The following is a 22,294-nucleotide window of genomic DNA, read 5'->3' on the forward strand; positions in this document are numbered from 1 at the left end:
CTAGGCGCGACGCGCCCACGTCCAGGCGTAGCCGTCGTCCTCGCAGGCGGGGGCCGCGTCGCAGAGGTCCAGCGGGCGGAAGGTGTCGACCATGACGGCCAGTTCGTCGAAGTAGTCCGCACCGATGGAGCGCTCGGCGGCGCCCGGCTGGGGGCCGTGGGTGAAGCCGGACGGGTGCAGCGAGATCGAGCCCTGCTCGATGCCGGAGCCGCGCCGGGCCTCGTAGTTGCCGCCGGTGTAGAAGAGCATCTCGTCGGAGTCGACGTTGTGGTGGTTGTACGGCACCGGGATCGAGTCCGGGTGGTAGTCGACCTTGCGGGGAACGAACGAGCAGATGACGAAGTTCGGGCCCTGGAAGGTCTGGTGCACGGGCGGGGGCTGGTGGATCCGGCCCGTGATCGGCTCGAAGTCGTGGATGGAGAACGCCCACGGGTAGAGGTGCCCGTCCCAGCCGACCACGTCGAACGGGTGGTTCGCGTAGACGTAGCGGGTCCAGCCACGCCGGTGCCGGACCAGCACCTCCGCCTCCTCGCCGTCGACGAGCAGCGGGGCGTCCGGGCCGCGGACGTCGCGCTCGCAGTACGGCGAGTGCTCCAGGAACTGGCCCCGGACCGAGAGGTAGCGCTTGGGCGGGCCGATGTGCCCGGACGCCTCGACGGTGAGCAGCCGGACGGGCTGCTCGCCGGTGGGCACGAGCCGGTGGATGGTCGAGGTGGGGATGACGACGTAGTCGCCGGCCACCGCGTCCAGCACGCCGAACGGGGACTCGACCCGCAGCGCCCCCGACTCGACGTAGAGGCAGTGGTCGCCGGTGGCGTCGCGGAACAGTGGCGACGGCCGGTCGGCGAGCACGTACCCGATCCGTACGTCGTCGTTGGCGAGCAGGTACTGCCGGCCGAGGACCGGGTCGGCACCGCCGGCGTCGAGCTTGTGGGTGCGCAGGTGGCGAGGCTTGAGCGGCAGGTTCGGCGTCCGGGTGAACGCCGGCGGGGTGAACTCGTCGGCAGCCAGGATCGCGGTGGGCGCGCGCCGGTGGTAGAGAAGGGACGAGTCGGAGGAGAAGCCCTCCTGGCCCATCAGCTCCTCGGCGTAGAGGCTGCCGTCGGGCTGACGGAACTGGGTGTGGCGCTTGCGCGGCACCTCGCCGACGCTGCGGTAGTACGGCATCTCGCCTCCCGATATGTCCCGTCAACCGGCCGGGGGCGTCCGATAATCGGACGCTGTTGTCCGTTCCTTGTAGCGTCCCGTACATTCTTGTTCCGTGTCAACGCAGGTGCCCGCACTCCTCGACGGCCTGGTGGATGACGCCGCCGTCTTCCCTCCGGGCAGCGCCGCGCTGCCCGACGCCCTGTCCGCCCACCGCGGGCACCGCGCCGCCTGGTACACCGACCTGGTCGGCCCGCTGCTGGTCCCGGCCTCGACCGTCGCCGCGGGCGAGCTGAGTGGTCTCGTCGACCCCGCCGAGGGCCTGGTGGTCGGCGTGATCGGAGACACCGGGATCGGGAACCTGCCCTTCGCGCTGTCGTTCCTGGCGCCGGACGGCGTCACCGCCCGGCAGGTCGAGGTGGCGGTCGCCCGGCGGGGCGAGGATCCGCTGCCCGGCATCGCCGAGCTGCTGCGGGTGGCCGATTCCCTGCCCGACGTCGAGGCCGTCTACGCCGAGCTGCCGCTGACCTTCGGGCTGACGGGCGCGCTGGACGCGCTCGCCGCCGCCCGGGCCGACGGGGTGCCGGTCGCGGCCAAGTTCCGCACCGGTGGGTTGGCCGCCGAGCTATTCCCCACGCCGGCCGAGCTGGCCGCGGTTATCTGCGCCTGCCGGGACCGGGACCTGCCGTTCAAGCTGACCGCGGGGCTGCACCAGGCGGTCCGCCACCTCGACCCGGAGACCGGGTTCACCCACCACGGCTACGCCAACGTGCTGGCCGCGACGTTGGCGGCCGCCGAGGGCGACGGCGTGGGCACGGTCGCCGAGCTGCTCATCGTCACCGATCCGCGCCCGCTGCTGGAGCGCACGAACGGCCGGCTGGACGCGCTCCGCCCGCTCTGGGTCGGCTTCGGCTCGTGCAGCATCCTGGAACCACTGACCGATCTGATCCGGCTGGGGCTGGTGAACGGGGGCTACGACGCATGACCTGGGTGACCGGTGTCGACGGTTCGCCGTACGGGGTGACGAACCTGCCGTACGGGGTGTTTCGGTCCGACGGGGGTCGGCCGCGGATCGGCGTGCGGATCGGTTCGTGGGTGCTCGACCTGGCCGCGGCGGAGGCCGCCGAGCTGGTGCTGGCCGCCGGGACGCTGTGCCGGCCCACTCTCAACGACTTCATGGCGCTGGGCCGTCCGCAGTGGACGGCCGTGCGGCGGCGGATCACCGAACTGCTGACCGACCCGGCGCACCGGGCCGAGGTGGAGCCGCTGCTGGTGCCGCTGGATGAGGTGGAGTTGCTGCTCCCGGTCGACGTGGCCGACTACGTCGACTTCTACTCCTCCGAGCACCATGCGTCGAACGTCGGGCAGATCTTCCGCCCGGGCCAGCCGCCGTTGCTGCCCAACTGGAAGCACCTGCCGATCGGCTACCACGGGCGGGCCGGCACGGTGGTGGTCTCCGGGACGCCGGTTATCCGCCCGACCGGCCAGCGCGCCTCCGCCGAGGGCCCGGTCACCGGCCCGTCCGTACGCCTCGACATCGAGGCTGAGGTCGGCTTCGTGGTCGGCGTTCCCAGCCCGCTGGGCGCCCGGGTGTCCGTCGACGACTTCGCCGACCACGTCTTCGGCGTGGTGCTGGTCAACGACTGGTCGGCGCGGGACATCCAGGCCTGGGAGTACCAGCCGCTCGGGCCGTTCCTGGGCAAGTCCTTCGCCACCTCGATCTCGGCCTGGGTGACGCCACTCGACGCGCTCGCTGACGCCTTCGTGCCGGCGCCGGACCAGGACCCGCCGGTCGTCGGCTACCTGCGGGACGTGCCGCACCTGGGGCTGGACCTCCGGCTGGCCGTCGAATGGAACGGCGAGCGGGTCAGCGAGCCGCCGTTCGCCACCATGTACTGGACGCCGGCCCAGCAGTTGGCGCACCTCACCGTCAACGGCGCGTCCCTGCGCACCGGCGACCTGTACGCCTCGGGCACCGTCTCCGGCCCGGACCGTGGGCAGGTCGGCTCGTTCCTGGAGCTGACCTGGGGCGGGGCAGAGCCGGTGAAGCTCGGCGGGGAGAGTCGCACCTTCCTCGCCGACGGCGACACGGTGACCATCACCGCCACCGCTCCCGGCCCGGACGGCACCACCGTCGCCCTCGGCGAGGTCACCGGGACGGTCCGTCCGGCCCGCTGATCCGGGCACCCCTTGACCGGCCGGTCGGACCGGGTTCGGGGGTCGTGCTGGACCCAGTGTGGGCCCGTCCGGGGAACCGTCTCGTCGATGGGACTGATGATCGCACCGGCTGTGCGATCACCGATCCGGGTTACCCCGTTGATCGTCGCGGATTCCATCGCCGCCCCGCCGCCCGGTACGGGCCGGGCCGCGCCCGGCTGCCAGCGGTGGGGCACCCCATCGCACACGGAGGTAGGACGATGCACGATTTCGCGGGCGCGGTATGGCGTACCAGCAGCCGTTCCAACGACCAGGGGCTCTGCGTGGAGGTGGCGGACAACCTGGTCGACGTCGTCGGTCTGGTCGCGGTCCGCGACTCCAAGGACCAGGCCGGTCCCACACTCGCCGTCAGCCCGCCGGGATGGACGGCGTTCATCGGCGCGATCCGGGCCGGTCGCTTCGATCGCTGACCGCCGTACCGGTCGCTGACCGCCGCCGATCGGCCGGGCGAAACGGACAACGTGGCCTCCGGGCGGTGGAAATTCCGTCCCGGAGGCCCCGTCCGGCCCTTACCCCGCGTACCGTCGAGGACACGGGAGGGTGGCATGTCGACGGTGGCGGTTACCGGGTTCATCGAGGCGCACGCCGTCGACGTCTGGCGTCTACTGACCGACCTTCCCGGCCGTGCGGCCCGGCTGAGCGCCGCCGGCCCGGTCGAGCTGCTCACCCCGGGTCCGTTCGGGCCCGGCACCGCGTGGCGCGAGGAGCGCACCCAGCCGGGCGGCGGCACGCTGACCGAGGAGTTCCTGGTGGTGGAGGCGCGCGCCCCACACCGGCTGGTGCTCTGTTCCTCCGGTGCCGGTGTGGACTACCGGATCACCTGGAGCCTGCGGTCGGTCCAGCGTCGCCGTCGTGGCTGCACGGCGGTCACCGTCACCCAGGAGGCGGTGCCGACCGCCCCGTACGGCCGGGTGGTGGCGCTGCTGCTCGGTGGGCTCGCCGCCCGGGCGGTGGAGGTGGCGCTTCGGCGTGATCTCGCCGACCTGGCCCTCGTGGCCGGCGCCACCGGCTCCGTCGAAGCAGCCTGACCTTCATCCGTCCGGTTCCACCGCCGATGTCCCCGCCGGTCGGCGCGACCTGACCAGGGTCCGACGGGTTCCGCTGGGTAGGGTGCCGGGCGGAGGTGCGGCATGGGGTTCCCGAAGGGCCGACGACGGCTCGTGATGGCGGTCGTGGCGCTGCTCGCCACCGCGGCGGTCGCGGTCATCGTCCACCGGGTGCTCGCGCCGGCCGAGGTGAGCACGGTGGCACGGGGGACGTACCCGGCCGCGGCTCAGCCGGCCGTCGGTGTGGTCGGTCGGCTGCCGGTCGCCCCGTTGATCGTGGACGCGCGGCTGCGGGTGTACGCCGCGCACCGCCAAGTCTATGCCGACCGGCCGGTCGACGGGCGGCGCCGGACCAGCCCGTACTGGTCGTACCGGCGCTGGCCGGCGGAGCTGACCGGGGTGGTGGCCAGCGGCAGGACCGTGGTCAGCCGCTGGTCCGACGGCCGTCTGGTCGCGCTCGACGCGTCGACCGGGCGGGTGCTCTGGCGAGCCGACGGCCCGGTGCCCGCCCGGGGTGGGCCGGTGGTCCGGCGTACCGGGGCGGCAACGGTCTGGGATCCGCGCGGGATCTACCTCACCGACCTCAAGGACGGCCGGACGGTGCTGGTGGTCACCGGAGACACCCAGGCGCGCGGGGTGGCGCTGAGCGGCGGCCGGGAGCTGTGGCGGGTCGACCTGCCCGGAGGCTGCCGCGACGACGTCGGCACCACCTCCTCCGGCCAGCTGATCGGCGTCGACAACTGCGCCGGCCCGGCCACGGTCGAGTTCCGGGACGCGGTGACCGGCATGGTGCGCGAGCGCTGGCGGCCGCCGAACGGCCCGGACGGGCTGGTGGCGACACCGCTCGGTTGCCGTACCGGGCGGTCGGACTGCCCGGGGCTGCGGACCGCCGGGCCGGGTGACGCGGGTGGCCGGGGGTGGCTGCTAGGCGCCGGTGAGCCGATCGCCGCCCCCGCGCTGGACTCGTCCGGCACCATCCTGGCCGGCGAGCAGGCGATCACCGTGCTCGACGGTGTGGCCGTTGGTCGGTCGACCCGCTCCGGTGCCGAGCTGTGGCGGGTCGACGGGCTGGGACGGGCCCGGGTGCTCGCCGCCCAACCCGGCCGGGTGCACCTGCTGACCGACGAGAACGACCTGGTGACGCTCGATCCGGTGACCGGTAGGCAGCTCTCTCGCTTCACGCTCAACGTCGGCTCGGACGGGACCGGCTGGGCGCCCGGGGCGGTGGCGGCGGCGGACGGCTACCTCGCGGTGGAACGGCTCCGCGAGCCGGTCGACCCGACCGGGGACGACCAGCGGTACTACCTGACCGCCGAGACGGTGGTCCTGGCCGCCACCTGATCGGTTGGCTGGTGGTGCGCCGTCGGCGACCGGAGTGAGCCGGCGAGTCAGACCAGTGCCGCCTCCGCGGCGGCCAGGAACGCGTCGTTCTCGGCCGGAGTGCCGATGGTGACGCGGACCCCGTCCCCGGCGAACGGGCGGACGATGACCCCGCGCGCCTCGCACGACTTGCCGAACGCCACCGCCCGGTCGCCCAGCGGCAGCCAGATGAAGTTGGCCTGGCTGGTGGGGACGTCGGGCACGAACTTGCGCACCGCCTCGGTGACCCGGTCCCGCTCGGCGACGACCAGGGCACAACGGCGCTCCATCTCCGGAGCCTGGGCCAGCGCGGCAAGAGCCCCGGCCTGGGCGGCCGTGCTGGTGGAGAACGGGGTCACCACCTTGCGGATCGCCGCCGCCACGACCGGCTGGGCGACCAGCCAGCCCACCCGCAGCCCAGCCAGGCCCCACGCCTTGGACAGGGTGCGCAGCACCGCCACGTTCGGCCGGTCCAGGTAGTCGAGCCCGTCCGGCACCTCCGGGTCGGTGACGAACTCCCGGTATGCCTCGTCGATGACCACCAGCACGTCGTCCGGCACCGCGTCGAGGAACCGGTCCAGCTCCGCCCGGCGTACCGCAGTGCCGGTGGGGTTGTTCGGGTTGCAGACCAGGACCATCCGGGTCCGGTCGGTCACCGCCGCGGCCAGCGCCGCCAGGTCGTGCCCGTGCCCGGCGTCGTTGGGCACGCGCACGCTGGTCGCGCCGCTGGTCGCCGCAATGATCGGGTACGCCTCGAACGACCGCCACGAGTAGAGCAGTTCGTCGCCGGGCAGGCAGGTGGCCCGCACCAGGTGCTCGGCGAGCGCCACCGACCCGCAGCCGGTGGCGATCCGGTCGGCGTCCACCCCGTACCGCTGGGCCAGCGCGTCGCGCAACGCGACCACGCCCATGTCCGGGTAGCGGTGCGAAGCGGCGAGCGCCTCGGTGACCGCCTCCACCACACCGGGCAGCGGCCCGTACGGCACCTCGTTGCTGGCCAGCTTGATCGCCTCCGGCAGACCCAGCTCACGCGCCAGGTCGGCGGGGCTGCGCCCCGGTACGTAGCTGGGCAGCGCGTCGAGGTCGGCGCGGGTCAGCCGCAGCGCCGGCTGGTGACGTCCGGAGTCGGTCATGGGGTTTCTCCCGAGGGCTCGTTGCTGTCGTTCTGGGTGGCGGAACCGGTGGTGCGGGGGACCTGGACGACCACCGTCTGCGCACGTCTGTCGTGCAGCGCCTGACGGAGCGGGTGGTCGAAGAGCGGGGAGAGGGCGTCGACCAATTGCAGCAGCAGGCCGAGCCCGGCGCAGTACCAGAGCAGGGTGGGCATGCCGAGCGTGGTCCACCGGCTCAGCGCCGAGCCGAAGCCCAGCGGCTGGTCGGCGGCGAGCGGCACGGCGCGGATCCGCATCACCCGCTTGCCGATGGTCTGCCCGCCAGCGGCCATGGCGGGCACCTCGTACGCCAGCCAGAGCGCCGTGGCGATCACCAGGATCACCACCAGGAGAAGCCCGGCCTGTTCGCCAGGCACCGGCATCCCCTCGGCGGAGGTGTCGCCGCGCGCTGCTCGCCGGAAAAGTTCCCGCCAGTACGGCGCCCACTCCTGGACCCACCGCCAGACGAACCAGCCGTTGACCAGTGCGTTCAGCGCGAAGACGAGGCCAAAGTCGATCAGTCGGGCGGTGAACCGCTGGCCGTAGCCGGCCAACGCCAGCCCGTGCGGGCGCGGCTCGGGCGGCCGTCCAGGCCAGCCGGGAGGAGCACCGTGCGGCGCCCAGCCGGGCGGAACACCGTGCGGTGCCCAGCCGGGGGGACCCGCCTGCGGTCCCCAGCCCGGGCCGTGCCCCGGCTGTGTGCCCGGCCCTGGCTGTGGACCTGGACCGTGGTGTGGCGACCAGCCCGGCGCGGCGGTCACCGGGCCGGGAGCGGCCGGCGGTGCCGGCGCGGCCGGGGTGACCGGGACGGGTGGCGGCTCGACCGGGGGTGGCCCGTCCGGCGGAGTCTCGTCGACGGGGATGGGCGCGCCGAGCCAGCCCTCGCCGTCCCAGTAGCGCCGGGTCTCACGGTCGGCCGGGTCGACGTACCAGCCAGGTTGCACGCTCACGCCGCCGCTCCGCTTCGCTGCGCGCCGGCGCGAGGCGCCACGCTACTGAGCCTGATGGTTCGCTCGCTGCGCTCGCTCACGAGGACACCTTAACGACGACGGTTCCGGCGACCTTGTCGTGGAGGCACTGCTGCCAGGGCTTATCCCAGAGCTGCCACAACCCGTCGAGATAGCTCAGACCGGGAATCAGGCCGGCGCCCTGCTGCACCAGGTACCGCTTGGCGGCGGCCCGACGGTCGAGGGTGCGGGCCGGGTCGAGCGGAACGATCCGCAGCTTCATGCTCTTCTTGCCGAACGTCTGGCCGCTCTTGAACATCATCTCGACGTAGTAGACGTACCCGATCACCAGCGAGATCGCGAAGACCGCGAGTTCGATCCACAGCAACGGCAGCAGGAAATCGTTGAGGAAGTCAGGCTCGCGGAGGGTGCCGTCCGGCGCGACCTGGAAGAGGTCGGGCATGACGACGATCATGAAGATGATCATTGCGGGTACGGCGAGCACCATGCCGATCACCAGGAAGACCGCGGTGTCGATCAGAGCGGCCAGCAGCCGGTCGGCGAAGCTGGCCAGCGGCTGCCCGCCGGGGCTCAGTGCCGGTGGCGGGGTCACCGGTCGGGGCGGCCCGGCGTACCACGGCGCCGGGGCGTATCCGGGCGGAGCGTACTGCGGCGGCACCGCGTACCCCTGGGGGTGTGGTCCGGGCGGCGGAGCGACGCCGCCGGCGGCGGGCGGGGGCCCACCGACCGGCGGCGTCGGGTACGACGGAGGCTGCGTCACGCTCGCAAGTGTTACAGGTTGCCGCGGGCTTCCTGCTCCCGCTCGATGGCCTGGAAGAGCGCCTTGAAGTTGCCCTTGCCGAAGCCGAGCGAGCCGTGCCGCTCGATCAACTCGAAGAAGACGGTCGGCCGGTCCTGCACGGGCTTGGTGAAGATCTGGAGCAGGTAGCCGTCCTCGTCCCGGTCGACCAGGATCCTGCGGGCCTTCAGCTCCTCGATCGGCACCCGCACGTTGCCGATCCGGGCACGCAGCTCCGGGTCCTCGTAGTACGAGTCCGGGGTGTCCAGGAACTCCACCCCGGCGGCCCGCATCGCGTCGACGCTGGCCAGGATGTCGTTGGTGGCGACGGCGATGTGCTGGGCGCCCGGGCCCTGGTAGAACTCGAGGTACTCGTCGATCTGCGACTTCTTGCGCGCGATCGCCGGCTCGTTGAGCGGGAACTTCACCTTGCGGGTGCCGCTCGCCACGACCTTGCTCATCAGCGCCGAGTAGTCGGTGGCGATGTCGTCGCCGATGAACTCCGCCATGTTGGTGAAGCCCATCACCCGCTTGTAGAACTCGACCCACTCGTCCATCCGGCCCAGTTCCACGTTGCCGACCACGTGGTCGACGGCCTGGAAGAAGCGCTTCGGCTGGATGCCGGCGTCGATCATCGGCTGCCGGTCCACGATCGGGCTGCGGGCCACGAAGCCGGGCAGGAACGGGCCGGTGTAGCGGGACCGGTCGACCAGCGTGTGCCGGGTGTCACCGTACGCGGCGATGGCCGCCATCCGGACCGTGCCGTGCTCGTCGGTCACCTCGTGCGGCTCCACGACGCTGGTGGCGCCCTGGGCGATGGCGTGTGCGTACGCGGTGTCCACGTCCGGCACCTCGAGCGCAATGTCGCTCACCCCGTCGCTGTGCCGGGCCACGTGCTCGGCGCCGTCGGCGTCCGGGCGCACCGCGCCGGTCAGCACGAACCGGGCGGAGCCGCTGGTCAGCACGTACTGGGCGTGGTCCCGGTAGCCCTGCTCGGGGCCGCGGTACGCCACGCAGGTCATGCCGAACGCGGTGGAGTAGTAGTGCGCGGCCTGCTTGGCGTTGCCGACCAGGAAGTGCACGTGGTCGAGGCCCTTCACCGGGAAGGGGTCGTGGCTGATGTCGTGGTCGACGGCGCCGACGAGCCGGTCGACGTCGACGTCCTCGGTCGACTGGGGTCGGTCGATCGCCTGGGTCATGGTGGCCTCCCTCGCGTACCGGCCGGCCTCGTGGGCCGCCGTGGTTGGTTCCTGTGGCGAGGATCGCTGTGCCGGCCCCGACTGGGCAACTGTCGGAGTAAAAGCTGGTCAGGTTGCACATTCGGTATGGTCTGAACCCATGAATGGTGAGCAGGCTGTACAGCTCGACACGCTCGACGTGCGTTTGATCGAACTGCTCGCCGAGGAGCCGCGGATCGGCGTGCTGGAGTGCTCCCGGCGGCTCGGGGTGGCCCGAGGCACCGTGCAGGCCCGGCTGGACAAGCTGGTCGACCGGGGAGTCATCGGCGGGTTCGGCCCGGAGATCTCACCGGCCGCGATCGGGTTCGGGGTGACCAGCTTCGTCACCCTGGAGATCAGTCAGCGGCACGGCCACGACCCGGTCACCGCCCACCTGGCCGCCATTCCCGAGGTGCTGGAGGCGCACACCATCACCGGTTCCAGTGACCTGCTCTGCCGGATCGTGGCCCGCTCCAACACGGACCTGCAGCGGGTCATCGACCAGATCGTGTCGTCCGTTGGGATCACTCGGGCTTCGACGATCATCGCGCTGGCCGAGCAGATCCCGTACCGCACGCTGCCGCTGGTGCGCAGTGCCGTACGGACCGAAGGAAGGGCACCTTCTTAACGCCTCCGGTAGAGGAAGGGCCCCCTGTTAACACCTCCGGCCGCAGAAAGCGCGGCGACACGGCGGCGCGGGCGTACGAAAGATCCGTGATCGTGGCTACCGTGTGCGTGTGGCGAAGGGGAGCGTGCGCGGCGGGCTGCTGCTTGGCCTCGCCGTGGTGGTCGCCCTCGCCGCGACCGGCGTGTGGAACCCTTTCCCGGGCCTGTGGGACTGGGTGGACCGCAGTGAACCCATCTCCGAGCCGGACGTGGTCTGGCAGGTGCGGGCCGGCGGCACCCCGCGCAGCGTGACCATCGCCGGCGACACGGTGGTGGTCGAGCAGCGCACCCGGGTCGAAGCCCGCAGCCTCGCCACCGGCGCTCAGCTCTGGGAGCGCAAGGCGGACTGGTCCGCGGTGGCCGGCGGCGACCGGGACCCGGTGGTCGCGGTAGGAAAGCTCCTGGTCAAGGGGTACGAGCTGCTCGACCCCAGCACCGGGGTGACCCGGCGACGTGACGACGACGCGGTTGCCGTCTGGACGTACCGCAACCTGCTGCTGGACGCCCACTGCACCGACGCCACCGACTGCACCCTGAGCGCCTGGGATCCGCGTGGCACCGCACCACTGTGGACGGCCTTCCTGCCCGGCGTGAGCAGCGGGCTGCTCGCCGACAACCCGGGTCTGCGCGGCACCCGCCGGCTCACCGCCACCCGGATCGACGACCGGGTGGCCGGACCGGAGCCGGTGCCACCACTGCTCGGGTTCCCGGTCGACGGTCGCGTGCACGTGGTCGACACCGCGACCGGCCGGGTGCTGCAGAACGTCGAGCCGGACCGGGACGAGCGGCTCTCCGTGGTGGGCGGTCGGATGCTGCGGATCGACGCCCGCTCCCAGGACGGCACCTGCTACTTCGCCATCTCCGCCCGCGACCCGGCTACCGGGCAGGAGGCCTGGCAGCGGGCCGGCGTCAACCTGCGGACCGCCGACAGCGCCGGCTGCGCCCAGCGCGAGGACCCGCAGGGCGCGCGGAACGTCCTGGTCGGGGTCGGCCCGGACGGCCGCGAGGCGGTCATCGACGGGTACGACGGGCGGCTGCTCTGGGTCGGCGAACCGGGTACCAAGCTGATCGCGGTCGACGACCGGTACGCCCTGTTCCGGGCCGCCGACAAGCGCTCGGTGGTGGCCCGCGAACTCGGCACCGACCGGGTTCTGTGGACCCGGCCCGCCGGCGGCAAGGCCGGCGCGGCGCTCACGCCGTACGCGGCGGTGGTCGCCGACGAGAAGCCGTCCCGGTTGGTCGCCGTGGACCCGCGCAGCGGCCGGGAGCTTGCCGCCCTGCGGACCCCCGCGAACGCCCTCGCCGTCGGGCCGCAGGGCATGATCGTCGGTGAGGGGCGGGAAATCGGGTACGTCCGCTTCGGCGCGACCGCCGGCGCCCCCGGCGCACCGCCCGACAGCGGCGGCATCCCCGGCCCGGGCGGCACCGGCCCCGCCCCCGGAGGCGACGACAACTGCGGGCCCAAGCGGGAACTCTGCGGCGACCCGGCCGGAGGCAAGGACGGCTGAGCGGGCGGTGCCGGCGCGGCCAGCCTCGGCCGGGCGGGACGCTGACCGGGACGAGCCGGGAGCTCGGCGGGGCCGGCGAATGAGAGCGGCATCCCAGGACCAGCCCGGCGGGTGGGAATGATCGACCGGCCTGCCCTAGGCTTGCCGCTCATGAGCAGTGCCGCCGCATTCTCGTACGCCCCCTTGCTGCCGACCGGCCCCGACCAGACCGACTACCGCCTGGTCACCGACGAGGGCGTGGACGTCGTACACGGCCCGGGAGGCCGCCGGTTCCTCACCGTGGAGCCGGCCGCGCTCACCGCCCTGACCGCCGAGGCGATGCACGACATCGCGCACTTCCTGCGCCCCGCGCACCTGGCTCAGCTCCGGGCGATCATCGACGACCCGGCCGCCTCGCCGAACGACCGGTTCGTGGCGCTGGATCTGCTGCGCAACGCCAACATCGCCGCCGGCGGGGTGCTGCCGATGTGTCAGGACACCGGCACCGCCATCGTGATGGGCAAGCGGGGCCGGCACGTTCTGACCGACGGGGCCGACGCCGAGGCCATCTCCCGGGGTGTCTACCAGGCGTACACCAAGCTGAACCTGCGTTACTCGCAGCTCGCCCCGCTGACCATGTGGGACGAGCGGAACACCGGCAGCAACCTGCCGGCCCAGGTCGAGCTGTACGCCGAGGACCCGGACGGGCACCCCGACGCGTACAAGTTCCTGTTCATGGCCAAGGGCGGCGGCTCGGCCAACAAGTCGTACCTCTACCAGGAGACGAAGGCGCTGCTCAACCCGACGCGGATGATGCAGTTCCTGGAGGAGAAGCTGCGGCTGATCGGCACCGCGGCCTGCCCGCCGTACCACCTGGCCATCGTCATCGGCGGCACCTCCGCCGAGTACGCCCTGAAGACCGCGAAGTACGCCAGCGCCAAGTACCTGGACGCGCTGCCCACCGCCGGCTCGATGAGCGCCCACGGCTTCCGGGACCTGGAGCTGGAGGCGGAGGTGCTGGAGCTGACCCGCAACTTCGGCATCGGCGCGCAGTTCGGTGGCCGGTACTTCTGCCATGACGTGCGGGTGGTCCGGCTGCCCCGGCACGGTGCCTCCTGCCCGGTGGCGATCGCGGTCTCCTGCTCGGCGGACCGGCAGGCGGTCGCCAAGATCACCCCGTCGGGTGTCTGGCTGGAGCGGCTGGAGACCGACCCGGCGCGCTTCCTGCCCGACGTCACCGACGATTCGCTCGACGCCGAGACGGTCGTCCGGGTCGACCTGAACCGGCCGATGGACGAGATCCGCGCCGAGCTGTCCAAGTACCCGGTGAAGACCCGGCTGTCGCTGTCCGGCCCGCTGGTGGTGGCCCGGGACATCGCGCACGCCAAGATCGCCGAGCGGCTGGACGCTGGCGAGCCGATGCCGCAGTACCTCCGCGACCACGCGGTCTACTACGCCGGCCCGGCCAAGACCCCCGAGGGGTACGCCTCCGGCTCATTCGGGCCGACCACCGCCGGCCGGATGGACGCCTATGTGGAGAAGTTCCAGGCCGCCGGCGGCTCGCAGGTGATGCTGGCCAAGGGCAACCGGTCTGGTCAGGTGACCCGCTCCTGCCAGCAGCACGGCGGCTTCTACCTCGGCTCGATCGGAGGCCCCGCCGCACGCCTTGCCCAGGACTGCATCAAGCACGTCGAGGTCCTGGAGTATCCGGAGCTGGGCATGGAGGCGATCTGGAAGATCGAGGTGGAGGACTTCCCCGCCTTCATCGTGGTCGACGACAAGGGCAACGACTTCTTCGCCGAGGTCACCAAGCCGGTGCTCACCGTCGGTCGTCGCTGACCCGCGTACGCGAAGGGGGCACCGGGCGATCAGCCCGACGCCCCCTTCTGTCGTCTGTGCTTCACCGACATCGGTGCGCCCGCCCCCGCTGGGGTGGGAACGGGCGCACCGCCCCCGTCGGATGTCGTCACCGACAACCCGGAGCGAGTCTCCGGCGCGTCGCTGTCGATCCGCTCTCAGATCACTATCGCCGGATCGAGGCGATCCGTGACCGTGGGGCTACTCTGCTGGAAGTTGCACCATCGATGCGGGGGAGCAGATGCGGTTCGGGATCCTGGGGCCTCTGCGGGTCGGCGGTGGCGAGTCCACCGTCACCGCCGGTCGCGACCGGATCGTGCTCGCCATGCTGCTGCTGCGGTCCGGCCGGTTGGTGCCGGTCGAGGAGCTGGTCGACGCAGTCTGGGAGGAGCGCCCACCGGCCACCGCCCGCGCACAGTTGCAGACCTGCGTGTCGCGGTTGCGGCGCCGGTTCGCCGAGCTCGGGCTGGCACCGGAGACCATCGTCACCGACCCGGCGGGGTACGGCGTGCGTACCGCGCCGGCTGACCTGGACGCCGAGGTCTTCACCCGCACTGTGGAGACTGCCCGGGCCGCTGTCTCGGCCGGTCGGTTGGTCGACGCGCGGGAACGGTTCCGCGCGGCCCTGGTGCTCTGGCGTGGGCCGGCACTCGGGGGCATCACCAGCCGCAGCGTCCGCCGCCGCGCCCAAGGGCTCGACGAGCAGCGCCTCACCGCGCTGGAGGAGTGCGTCGACGTCGAGTTGCGCCTCGGCCAGGCCGCCGAGCTGCTGGAGGAGCTGACCGAGAGCGTCGACCAGCACCCGCTGCGGGAACGCCTGCGCGGCCAACTGATGCTCGCCCTCTCCTCGGTCGGCCGGCAGGCCGACGCGCTCGCGGTCTACCGGGAGGGCCGGCAGATCTACGCCGACGAGCTGGGCATCGAACCGGGCGTCGAGTTGCAGGAACTGCACCAGCGGGTGCTCGCCGGCGACCTGGCCCTGGCCGGCCGGGAGACCAGGCTGGTCGCCCCGGTCCGGTCGCTACCCCGGGCGATCGGTGACTTCACCGGCCGGCACGAGACGATGGCCCGCCTGGTCAAGGAGATCGAGGAGGACGGCAGCCGGATCCAACTGATCGACGGGATGGCCGGCAGCGGCAAGACCACCCTCGCCGTGCACGTCGCCACCGCGCTCGCCGACCGCTACCCGGATGCCCAGCTCTTCGTCGACCTGCACGGGCACAGCGAGCGCAGCCCGCTGACGCCGGCCACGGCCATGGCCGCCCTGCTTCGCCAGCTTGGCGTAGCGGCGGAGCGGATGCCGGTGGACCCGGACGACCGGCTGGCGCTCTGGCGGACCGAGCTGGCCGGCCGGCGCGCCCTGGTGGTGCTGGACAACGCGGCCAGCGTCGACCAGGTGGCACCGCTGCTGCCCAACGGCTCACACTGCCTGGTCCTGATCACCAGCCGCCGCCGGCTGGTCGGGGTGGACGAGGGACGACCGTCGTCGCTGCCCGTGCTCGACGCCGACGAGGCCGTCGAGCTGCTGGGTCGGGTGGCCGGCGCGGAACGTGTCGCCGCCGAACCGGAGGCGGCCGCCGAGGTGGCGCGTCGTTGCGGCCACCTTCCGCTCGCCATCCGGTTGGCCGGCGCCCGACTGGCGCACCGACCGCACTGGCGCGTCGCCGACCTCGCCGAGCGCCTGGTCACCGGGGCGGGCCCGCTGGCCGAGCTGGCCGCCGGGCAGCGCTCGGTGGGGCAGGCGTTCGCACTGTCGTACGCGCAGGTCTCTCCGCCGGCGCAACGGCTGTTCCGGTTGCTCGGCCTCCACCCGGGCGGACGCCTGGACAGCGAGGTGGCTGCCGCCCTCGCGGAGCTGTCCCTCACCGAAACTCAGGAGCTGCTGGACGAGCTGGTCGACGCGCACCTGGTGGAGGAGGTGCAGTCGGGCCGGTACCGGTTGCACGACCTGCTTCGGGAGTACGCCCGGCTGCTGCTGGATTCCCGGGAGTGGCGGCACGAACGCCGGGCCGCCCTGGAGCGGCTGCTGGACCACCACCTGTCCGTCACGGTGGCGATCGCCTGGTCGATCGAGGCGGCGGGCAGTCGCCGCACCATCCCCATCAGCATGCCCAGCCGGCCCGATCTGGTGGCCGCCCCGGCTGCCGAAGGGCGGGCGTGGTTCGAGGAGAACCTTGCCGCGCTCACTGCCCTGGTCCGGCTGGCGGAGGAGGAGGACTTCCCCACCCAGTGCTGGCAGCTGGCCCGGGCCTGCTGGCGGCTCAACTTCGACGGCGGGCACCTCGACGAGCTGATCGAGACCCACACGATCGGGCTCCGGGTCGCCGAGCGACTCGGTGACGATGCGGCCGTCGCCGTGATGCTCAACTACCTCTCCTCGGCGTACTTCCGGCTGGCCCGCTTCCCGGAGGCGATCAGGTCGATGGAGGTGGCGCTCGACCTGCGCCGCCGGCTCGGGCTGCGCGGTGACGTGCTCAGCACGCTGTGGAACCTCGGAATCTCGTACGCCGCGAACGGTGACTTCCGGCAGGGCAAGGCGAAGTTCGACGAGGCACTGAGCCTGGTCACCGGGCTCGGTGACGCACACGAGCTGACCAACCTGCAGAACAACCTGTGCTTCGCGCTGGTCGGCTGGGGCCGGTACGACGAGGCGCTGCGCACCGCCCGGCAGCATCTTCTCCTGGCCCGTCAGACGAAGGACATGCGGCAGACCGTGAACGCGATCGGGCACCTCGGCATGATCCGGCACCGGATGGGTGACCTGCGCCCGGCCCGTCGGATCCTGCGGATCGCGTTGCACCTCAAGCGCCAGTGGGGCAACCGGTTCGGCGAGGGTGAGGTGCTCAACGAGATCGGTGTGATGGAGCGCGTCGCCGGGCGGCCGGAACGCGCCGCTGCCCTGCACCGGGACGCGCTGGTGGCGATGATGGAGGTGGGCGACCGGGTGGGGCAGTGCGCCTCGCGCAACCTGTTGGCCCGGGCGATCCTGGACCAGGGGGACGTCGCCAGCGCGCTCGACCTGCACCGACGGGTGCTCGGCGACGCGACCCGGTTGAGTGTCCGGTACGAGCTGGCCCGCGCGCTGGAGGGCATCGCCCGCTGCCTACGGGACACCGACCCGGCCGCGGCCCGCGCGCATCTGATCCGGGCCCTGCCCCTGTTCCGACAGATCGAGTCACCGGACCAGCACGGGGTGGAGCGGCTGCTGGCCGAGTTGGACTGAGGGTTCATCTGCGAGTCGGCGACGGGCGCGGCAGGATGGTACGCGTGACGACTCCAGAGGCGACGGGTTACCGGATCGAACGCGACTCGATGGGCGAGGTGGAGGTGCCCGCCGAAGCGTTGTGGCGGGCGCAGACGCAGCGTGCGGTGCAGAACTTCCCGATCTCCGGCCGGGGCCTCGAACCGGCCCAGATCAAGGCGCTGGCCCAGATCAAGGGGGCGGCGGCCGAGGTCAACGGTGAGCTGGGCGTGATCGACGCGAACGTGGCCGCCGCCGTCGTCGCCGCCGCCGCGCACGTGGCCGCTGGCGGCTATGACGACCAGTTTCCGGTCGACGTGTTCCAGACCGGGTCGGGGACGTCGTCGAACATGAACGCCAACGAGGTGATCGCCACCCTGGCCACCCGCGAGCTGGGCCGGGACGTGCACCCGAACGACGACGTCAACGCCTCCCAGTCCAGCAACGACGTGTTCCCGTCCTCAATCCACCTGGCCGCCACCCAGTTCATCGCGGAGGACCTGCTGCCGTCGCTCAATTACCTCGCGGAGGCTCTGGAGGGCAAGGCGGCCGAGTTCGAGACGGTGGTGAAGGCCGGGCGTACCCATCTGATGGACGCGACGCCCGTCACCCTCGGGCAGGAGTTCGGCGGGTACGCCGCCCAGGTCCGCTACGGCGTGGAACGGCTGGAGGGGGCGCTGCCCCGGCTGGCCGAGCTGCCGCTGGGCGGCACCGCCGTGGGCACCGGGATCAACACGCCGCTAGGTTTCGCCGCCGCCGTCATCGGCAGGTTGCGCGAGTCGACCGGGTTGCCGCTGACCGAGGCCCGCAACCACTTCGAGGCGCAGGGTGCCCGGGACGCGCTGGTGGAGACGTCCGGCCAGTTGCGTACCGTCGCGGTGGGCCTCTACAAGATCGCCAATGACATTCGGTGGATGGGCTCCGGCCCGCGCGCCGGCCTGCGCGAGTTGCGCATCCCCGACCTCCAGCCCGGCTCGTCGATCATGCCGGGCAAGGTCAACCCGGTGGTCGCCGAGGCGATGCGGCAGGTGTGCGCCCAGGTGATCGGCAATGACGCGACGGTCGGCTTCGCCGGCTCGCAGGGTGACTTCGAGCTGAACGTGATGCTCCCGGTGATGGGCCGCAACCTGCTGGAGTCGATCCGGTTGCTGTCCGCGGCGAGCCGGCTGTTCGCCGACCGTCTGGTGGCCGGCCTGGTCGCGGACGCCGAGGTCTGCCTGGCGTACGCCGAGGGCTCGCCGTCGATCGTCACCCCGCTCAACCGCTACCTCGGGTACGACGAGGCCGCGTCGATCGCCAAGGAGGCGCTGGCCAGGCAGACCTCGATCCGCGAGGTGGTGATCTCCCGGGGGCACGTCGATTCCGGCAAGCTCAGCGAGACCCAGCTCGACGAGGTGCTCGACCTGCTCCGGATGACCCACCCCTGACTCCCGGCCTGCCGCGGTGGGTGCCGCATCGTGGAGGTCGCGCCGGCAGAATCAGCGGCCGGCGGCCCGGCGGGCGCGGTAGGCGGTCACCGCGGCGCGGTTGCCACAGCCGGCCTCGCAGAACCGCCGCGACCGGTTGCGGGACAGGTCCACGACCACGTTCTCGCAGTCGGGGTACTCGCAGATCCGCAGCCGGCTCAACTCGTCGGCGCGGACCAGGTCGGCGATCGCCATCGCCGCCTCGACGGCGATCCGGGTGGCCAGCGGCGCGTCGCGGGGCACGGCGTGCAGGTGGTACGGCTCGTCATCGTGTTCGATCAGCTGTGGCAGCGCCCGGTGCTCCAGCAGCAGGCCGTTGACCACGGCGACGATCTCGGCCGGTTCGGCGTGCCAGATGCGGCGCAGCTGGGGCCGCAACTGCCGGACAGCGCGTAGCTCGGCGTCGGTGTGCTCGTGCCGTCCGCTGTAGGAGTGCCGGGTGAAGAACGCGTCCAGCGCGGCGATGTCGGGCAGGAGCTCGCCGTCTCGGCCCGCGGTGTTGACCAGCGCGGCAGCGGCGATCAGAGAACACTCGGTGTCATGAGCGAACAGCAACTTGACTCCTGTCACAGGGGCCGCATAGCGTCATGGGCACAAGGATAGTTTGCTCATGACGCCATCGCCGATCCGAGGAGCGCAGGATGCAGCCACGACCCGCCGTCGGCGCCGCGTTGGCGCTGCTGTCCGCGGTCACCTTCGCCACCTCGGGCACCTTCGCGCGGTCGCTCATCGAGGCCGGCTGGTCGGCCGAGTCAGCGGTGATCGCCCGGGTCGGCGTGGCCGCCCTGGTGCTGGCGATCCCGGCGCTGCTGTCGCTGCGGGGCAGGTGGGACGTGCTGCGGCGGAACGTCACCGCGATCGGAATGTTCGGCCTGCTCGGCGTGGCGCTGGCCCAGGTCTGCTTCTTCAACGCCGTGCGCTACCTGCCGGTCGGCGTCGCGCTGCTGCTGGAGTACCTGGGCATCATCCTTGTCGTCGGGTGGATGTGGCTGCGGCACGGGCAGCAGCCGCGCCGGCTCACCGTGGCCGGGTCGGTGGCCGCCCTGGCCGGGTTGGCGTTCGTGCTGGACCTCACCGGCACCGCCAACTTCCACCCGGTGGGCGTGCTCTGGGGGCTGGGCGCCGCGTTCGGCCTCGCCGGCTACTTCGTGCTCGCCGGTCGGGTCGATTCCCGGCTGCCCTCGGTCGCCATGGCCAGCGGCGGGATGGCCGTCGGCGCCGCCGTGCTGCTCCTCATCGGGCTGACCGGTCTGCTGCCGCTGCGTGCCACCTTCGGCGAGGTCACCTTCGCCGGACAGCGCACCAGCTGGCTGCTGCCCATCGCCGGGCTCTCCCTGGTGGCCGCCGTGATCGCGTACCTGGCCGGGATCGCCGGCACCCGCATCCTCGGCCCCCGGCTCTCGTCGTTCGTCGGGCTGACCGAGGTGCTCTTCGCGGTGCTGATCGCCTGGCTCTTCCTGGACGAACTGCCCACCGCCTGGCAGCTGTTCGGTGGTGGGCTGATCGTCGCCGGGGTGGCCCTGGTGCGGCTCGACGAGCTGCGCGGGCCGGCAGCGGAACCCCCGCCTGCCTCGCCCGAGCCGGTGCTGGTGGCCGACGGTCGTTAAGACAGTGGGCACCGTGCTGACGGTGGTGTGTCCACGATGGCTGACCCGCCGGCAGCGCTGGCCGACCTGCCCGGTGTGCCGTCTGACCTGCCCGCCATGCCGTCCGACCGGCCACTGACGCCGCCCGATGTGCCGGAATTGCGCGTCGATCCGGGTGGGGCACGCGTCGACCCGGGTGGATGAAGGAGAGATTCACCGCCATAGCGGGCGTTCAGCTGGCGTAAATCCGTCGGGTGTTGTGTGATGGCTGCCACGTCCCTCAACGAGAGGATCCGATGTGGTGAGCAAGCGCTTCACCGCCGGTGCCGTCGCGACCGCGACAGTGCTGGCACTTACGGCGACGGGGTTGGGTGTACCGGCCAGCGCCGCGCCGACCAGCTCCGGCACCTTCACGGTCGTCGCCGAGGACGGCGTCGCCGCCGACACGGCGATCGCGGCGATCCGCGCGGCCGGCGGCACGGTGGTGTCCCGGTCCGACGAGGTCGGCATGTTCCAGGTCACCAGCGACCGGGCGGACTTCGCCGCACGGGCGACCGCCGCCCCGACGCTGATCGGCGCCACCGAGCAGAAGGCCATCGGCCGTAAGCCGAAGCTGGATCGGGTCGAGCAGGAAAACCAGCTGATGGCCGCCAAGGCCGCCGCCGGTGCCGCTGCCAAGAAGGGCGCCAGGCTGGACCCGCTCGACGAGAAGCTCTGGGGCCTGGAGATGATCCGGGCCGACAAGGCGCGCAAGATCGAGCCAGGTGACCGTCGGGTGACCGTCGGCGTGCTGGACACCGGCGTCGACGCCAGCAACCCGGACATCGCGCCGAACTTCAACTGGGCGCTGTCGCGCAACTTCGCGCCGGACATGACCGACGTGGACGGCGCCTGCGAGGTGCCGAGCTGCCTCGACCCGGTCGGCACCGACGACGGCGGGCACGGCACCCACGTGGCCGGCACCATCGGCGCCGCGGCGAACGGCTTCGGCCTCTCCGGCGTCGCCCCGAACGTCTCGCTGGTCGAACTGAAGGGTGGCCAGGACTCCGGCTACTTCTTCCTCGACCCGGTGGTCAACGCCCTGGTCTACGCCGGCCGGTCCGGGATCGACGTGGTCAACATGTCGTTCTACGTCGACCCGTGGCTCTACAACTGCACCGCCAACCCCGCCGACTCGCCGGAGGACCAGGCCGAGCAGCGGGCCATCATCAAGGCGATGAAGCGGGCGCTGGTCTTCGCCCACAACAAGGGCGTCACCCTGGTCGGGGCGCTCGGCAACAACAACGAGGACCTCGGCGCCCCGCGCACCGACGTCACCAGCCCGGACTACGGCGCCGACCCGTACCCGCGCCCGATCGACAACGAGAGCTGCTGGGACCTGCCCACCGAGGGCCCGCACGTGATCGGCGTGTCGTCGATCGGCCCGTCCGGCAAGAAGTCGGACTTCTCCAACTACGGCACCGAGCAGATCTCGGTCGCCGCGCCGGGCGGTTGGTTCCGGGACGGATTCGGCACCGACACGTTCCGCACGGACGCCAACATGACCCTCTCGTCGTACCCGAAGCACGTGCTCCAGGAGGAGGGCTCGGTCGACGCCGCCGGCAACATCGTCGCCGGCTTCGAGCAGTCGGTCTTCAAGCAGTGCAAGGCCAACGGTGAGTGTGGCTACTACACCTACCTCCAGGGCACCTCGATGGCGTCCCCGCACGCCGCCGGCGTCGCCGCGCTGATCGTCAGCCGGTACGGCAAGCCGGAGCGCCGGGGTGGCTTCGGCATGTCGCCGGACCTGGTCGAGCAGCACCTCTACCGGACGGCGGCCGAGCACGCCTGCCCAGAGCCGCGGCTGCAGCAGTACCGCAATGAGGGCCGGGACGAGACCTTCGACGCCTACTGCGCCGGCGGGGTCAACTTCAACGGCTTCTACGGGTACGGGATCGTCGACGCCTACGCGGCGGTGAAGACCCCGCTCAAGCCGAACGCCCGACCGTAACGTGATCAGGTGGGGCCCGGTCGACGCAGGTCGACCGGGCCCCGTCGCGTTCCCGGGCCCGGCGGTGCAGGGCGCCGGCTGGCGCGGTGCGCGGCGGCACCTCTTGATCGACTCGAGTT

At 72.1% G+C, this 22,294-nt stretch carries 18 protein-coding genes; 12 read left to right on the top strand and 6 right to left on the bottom strand.

Annotated features, from left to right (window positions below; all coding sequences use genetic code 11):
* On the bottom strand, nt 1-1,167 hold the full coding sequence (locus ACWD5O_RS31335) for a homogentisate 1,2-dioxygenase (RefSeq protein WP_387324287.1): 1,167 nt from the start codon (nt 1,165-1,167) through the stop codon (nt 1-3).
* A gap of 94 nt (nt 1,168-1,261) precedes the next feature.
* On the opposite strand from ACWD5O_RS31335, the gene ACWD5O_RS31340 reads away from it, so the two are divergent.
* The 5 genes from ACWD5O_RS31340 to ACWD5O_RS31360 all read left to right on the top strand — a co-directional run bounded on the left by ACWD5O_RS31340 (nt 1,262) and on the right by ACWD5O_RS31360 (nt 5,750).
* Entirely contained in the window at nt 1,262-2,131 is an 870-nt protein-coding gene (locus ACWD5O_RS31340) for a hypothetical protein (protein ID WP_354963468.1), read from the top strand.
* Nucleotides 2,128-3,324 (top strand): fumarylacetoacetase, encoded by a 1,197-nt coding sequence (fahA, locus tag ACWD5O_RS31345; RefSeq protein WP_387324290.1) that lies wholly within the window; start codon nt 2,128-2,130, stop codon nt 3,322-3,324. Before ACWD5O_RS31340 ends, fahA begins: the two co-directional genes overlap by 4 nt.
* 239 nt (nt 3,325-3,563) lie before the next feature.
* Entirely contained in the window at nt 3,564-3,773 is a 210-nt protein-coding gene (locus ACWD5O_RS31350) for a DUF397 domain-containing protein (protein WP_354963470.1), read from the top strand.
* A 135-nt stretch (nt 3,774-3,908) separates the two neighbouring features.
* The gene (locus ACWD5O_RS31355; protein ID WP_387324293.1) at nt 3,909-4,391 is read left to right on the top strand and encodes an SRPBCC family protein; all 483 of its coding nucleotides are present in this window, start codon (nt 3,909-3,911) and stop codon (nt 4,389-4,391) included.
* Nucleotides 4,392-4,493: 102 nt separating this feature from the next.
* Entirely contained in the window at nt 4,494-5,750 is a 1,257-nt protein-coding gene (locus ACWD5O_RS31360; RefSeq protein ID WP_354963472.1) for an outer membrane protein assembly factor BamB family protein, read from the top strand.
* Nucleotides 5,751-5,797: 47 nt separating this feature from the next.
* On the opposite strand, the gene hisC is transcribed toward ACWD5O_RS31360, so the two are convergent.
* From hisC to hppD, 4 genes are all read right to left on the bottom strand, one after another.
* A complete protein-coding gene (hisC, locus tag ACWD5O_RS31365; RefSeq protein ID WP_354963473.1) occupies nt 5,798-6,901 on the bottom strand; it encodes a histidinol-phosphate transaminase in 1,104 nt (367 codons plus the stop codon).
* Nucleotides 6,898-7,869 (bottom strand): RDD family protein, encoded by a 972-nt coding sequence (locus tag ACWD5O_RS31370; protein WP_387324297.1) that lies wholly within the window; start codon nt 7,867-7,869, stop codon nt 6,898-6,900. The genes hisC and ACWD5O_RS31370 overlap by 4 nt, the downstream gene beginning before the upstream one ends.
* A 76-nt stretch (nt 7,870-7,945) precedes the next feature.
* Nucleotides 7,946-8,647: an RDD family protein gene (locus ACWD5O_RS31375; protein WP_387324300.1), complete on the bottom strand. Its 702-nt coding sequence runs from the start codon at nt 8,645-8,647 to the stop codon at nt 7,946-7,948.
* Between the two features lie 11 nt (nt 8,648-8,658).
* A complete protein-coding gene (gene hppD / locus ACWD5O_RS31380) occupies nt 8,659-9,864 on the bottom strand; it encodes a 4-hydroxyphenylpyruvate dioxygenase (RefSeq protein ID WP_387324302.1) in 1,206 nt (401 codons plus the stop codon).
* Nucleotides 9,865-10,003: 139 nt separating this feature from the next.
* On the opposite strand from hppD, the gene ACWD5O_RS31385 reads away from it, so the two are divergent.
* The 5 genes from ACWD5O_RS31385 to ACWD5O_RS31405 all read left to right on the top strand — a co-directional run bounded on the left by ACWD5O_RS31385 (nt 10,004) and on the right by ACWD5O_RS31405 (nt 18,560).
* Nucleotides 10,004-10,510: an Lrp/AsnC family transcriptional regulator gene (locus ACWD5O_RS31385; RefSeq protein ID WP_387324305.1), complete on the top strand. Its 507-nt coding sequence runs from the start codon at nt 10,004-10,006 to the stop codon at nt 10,508-10,510.
* A 103-nt stretch (nt 10,511-10,613) separates the two neighbouring features.
* Nucleotides 10,614-12,056: an outer membrane protein assembly factor BamB family protein gene (locus ACWD5O_RS31390; protein WP_387324308.1), complete on the top strand. Its 1,443-nt coding sequence runs from the start codon at nt 10,614-10,616 to the stop codon at nt 12,054-12,056.
* A gap of 150 nt (nt 12,057-12,206) precedes the next feature.
* Nucleotides 12,207-13,874 carry a fumarate hydratase gene (locus tag ACWD5O_RS31395; RefSeq protein WP_387324311.1) on the top strand — a complete coding sequence of 556 codons (1,668 nt, stop codon included), beginning with the start codon at nt 12,207-12,209 and terminating at the stop codon, nt 13,872-13,874.
* A 259-nt stretch (nt 13,875-14,133) separates the two neighbouring features.
* Complete coding sequence (locus ACWD5O_RS31400) at nt 14,134-17,115, top strand: AfsR/SARP family transcriptional regulator (RefSeq protein WP_354963479.1); 2,982 nt, start codon at nt 14,134-14,136, stop codon at nt 17,113-17,115.
* A 35-nt stretch (nt 17,116-17,150) separates the two neighbouring features.
* Nucleotides 17,151-18,560, top strand: coding sequence for a class II fumarate hydratase (locus ACWD5O_RS31405; RefSeq protein WP_354963480.1), 1,410 nt, complete (start codon nt 17,151-17,153; stop codon nt 18,558-18,560).
* A gap of 51 nt (nt 18,561-18,611) precedes the next feature.
* Here the strand turns inward: ACWD5O_RS31405 and ACWD5O_RS31410 are convergent, their stop codons facing one another.
* Nucleotides 18,612-19,154 carry a CGNR zinc finger domain-containing protein gene (locus ACWD5O_RS31410; protein WP_354963481.1) on the bottom strand — a complete coding sequence of 181 codons (543 nt, stop codon included), beginning with the start codon at nt 19,152-19,154 and terminating at the stop codon, nt 18,612-18,614.
* Between the two features lie 86 nt (nt 19,155-19,240).
* Here ACWD5O_RS31410 and ACWD5O_RS31415 point away from each other — a divergent pair, with 86 nt between their 5' ends.
* Both ACWD5O_RS31415 and ACWD5O_RS31420 read left to right on the top strand, forming a co-directional pair.
* Nucleotides 19,241-20,206 (top strand): EamA family transporter, encoded by a 966-nt coding sequence (locus ACWD5O_RS31415; RefSeq protein WP_354963482.1) that lies wholly within the window; start codon nt 19,241-19,243, stop codon nt 20,204-20,206.
* Nucleotides 20,207-20,486: 280 nt separating this feature from the next.
* Nucleotides 20,487-22,175, top strand: a complete 1,689-nt coding sequence (locus ACWD5O_RS31420) for a S8 family serine peptidase (protein WP_387324319.1) — start codon at nt 20,487-20,489, stop codon at nt 22,173-22,175.
* Nucleotides 22,176-22,294: the final 119 nt, after the last annotated feature.

This window comes from Micromonospora sp. NPDC005161 (assembly GCF_053599855.1).

What these genes read in the sequence shown, in the direction of transcription:
- ACWD5O_RS31335 (WP_387324287.1), bottom strand. Translation starts at nt 1,167, where the DNA reads ATGCCGTACTACCGCAGCGTCGGCGAGGTGCCGCGCAAGCGCCACACC.
- fahA (WP_387324290.1), top strand. Translation starts at nt 2,128, where the DNA reads ATGACCTGGGTGACCGGTGTCGACGGTTCGCCGTACGGGGTGACGAAC.
- ACWD5O_RS31350 (WP_354963470.1), top strand. Translation starts at nt 3,564, where the DNA reads ATGCACGATTTCGCGGGCGCGGTATGGCGTACCAGCAGCCGTTCCAAC.
- ACWD5O_RS31355 (WP_387324293.1), top strand. Translation starts at nt 3,909, where the DNA reads ATGTCGACGGTGGCGGTTACCGGGTTCATCGAGGCGCACGCCGTCGAC.
- ACWD5O_RS31360 (WP_354963472.1), top strand. Translation starts at nt 4,494, where the DNA reads ATGGGGTTCCCGAAGGGCCGACGACGGCTCGTGATGGCGGTCGTGGCG.
- hisC (WP_354963473.1), bottom strand. Translation starts at nt 6,901, where the DNA reads ATGACCGACTCCGGACGTCACCAGCCGGCGCTGCGGCTGACCCGCGCC.
- hppD (WP_387324302.1), bottom strand. Translation starts at nt 9,864, where the DNA reads ATGACCCAGGCGATCGACCGACCCCAGTCGACCGAGGACGTCGACGTC.
- ACWD5O_RS31385 (WP_387324305.1), top strand. Translation starts at nt 10,004, where the DNA reads ATGAATGGTGAGCAGGCTGTACAGCTCGACACGCTCGACGTGCGTTTG.
- ACWD5O_RS31395 (WP_387324311.1), top strand. Translation starts at nt 12,207, where the DNA reads ATGAGCAGTGCCGCCGCATTCTCGTACGCCCCCTTGCTGCCGACCGGC.
- ACWD5O_RS31400 (WP_354963479.1), top strand. Translation starts at nt 14,134, where the DNA reads ATGCGGTTCGGGATCCTGGGGCCTCTGCGGGTCGGCGGTGGCGAGTCC.
- ACWD5O_RS31405 (WP_354963480.1), top strand. Translation starts at nt 17,151, where the DNA reads ATGGTACGCGTGACGACTCCAGAGGCGACGGGTTACCGGATCGAACGC.
- ACWD5O_RS31415 (WP_354963482.1), top strand. Translation starts at nt 19,241, where the DNA reads ATGCAGCCACGACCCGCCGTCGGCGCCGCGTTGGCGCTGCTGTCCGCG.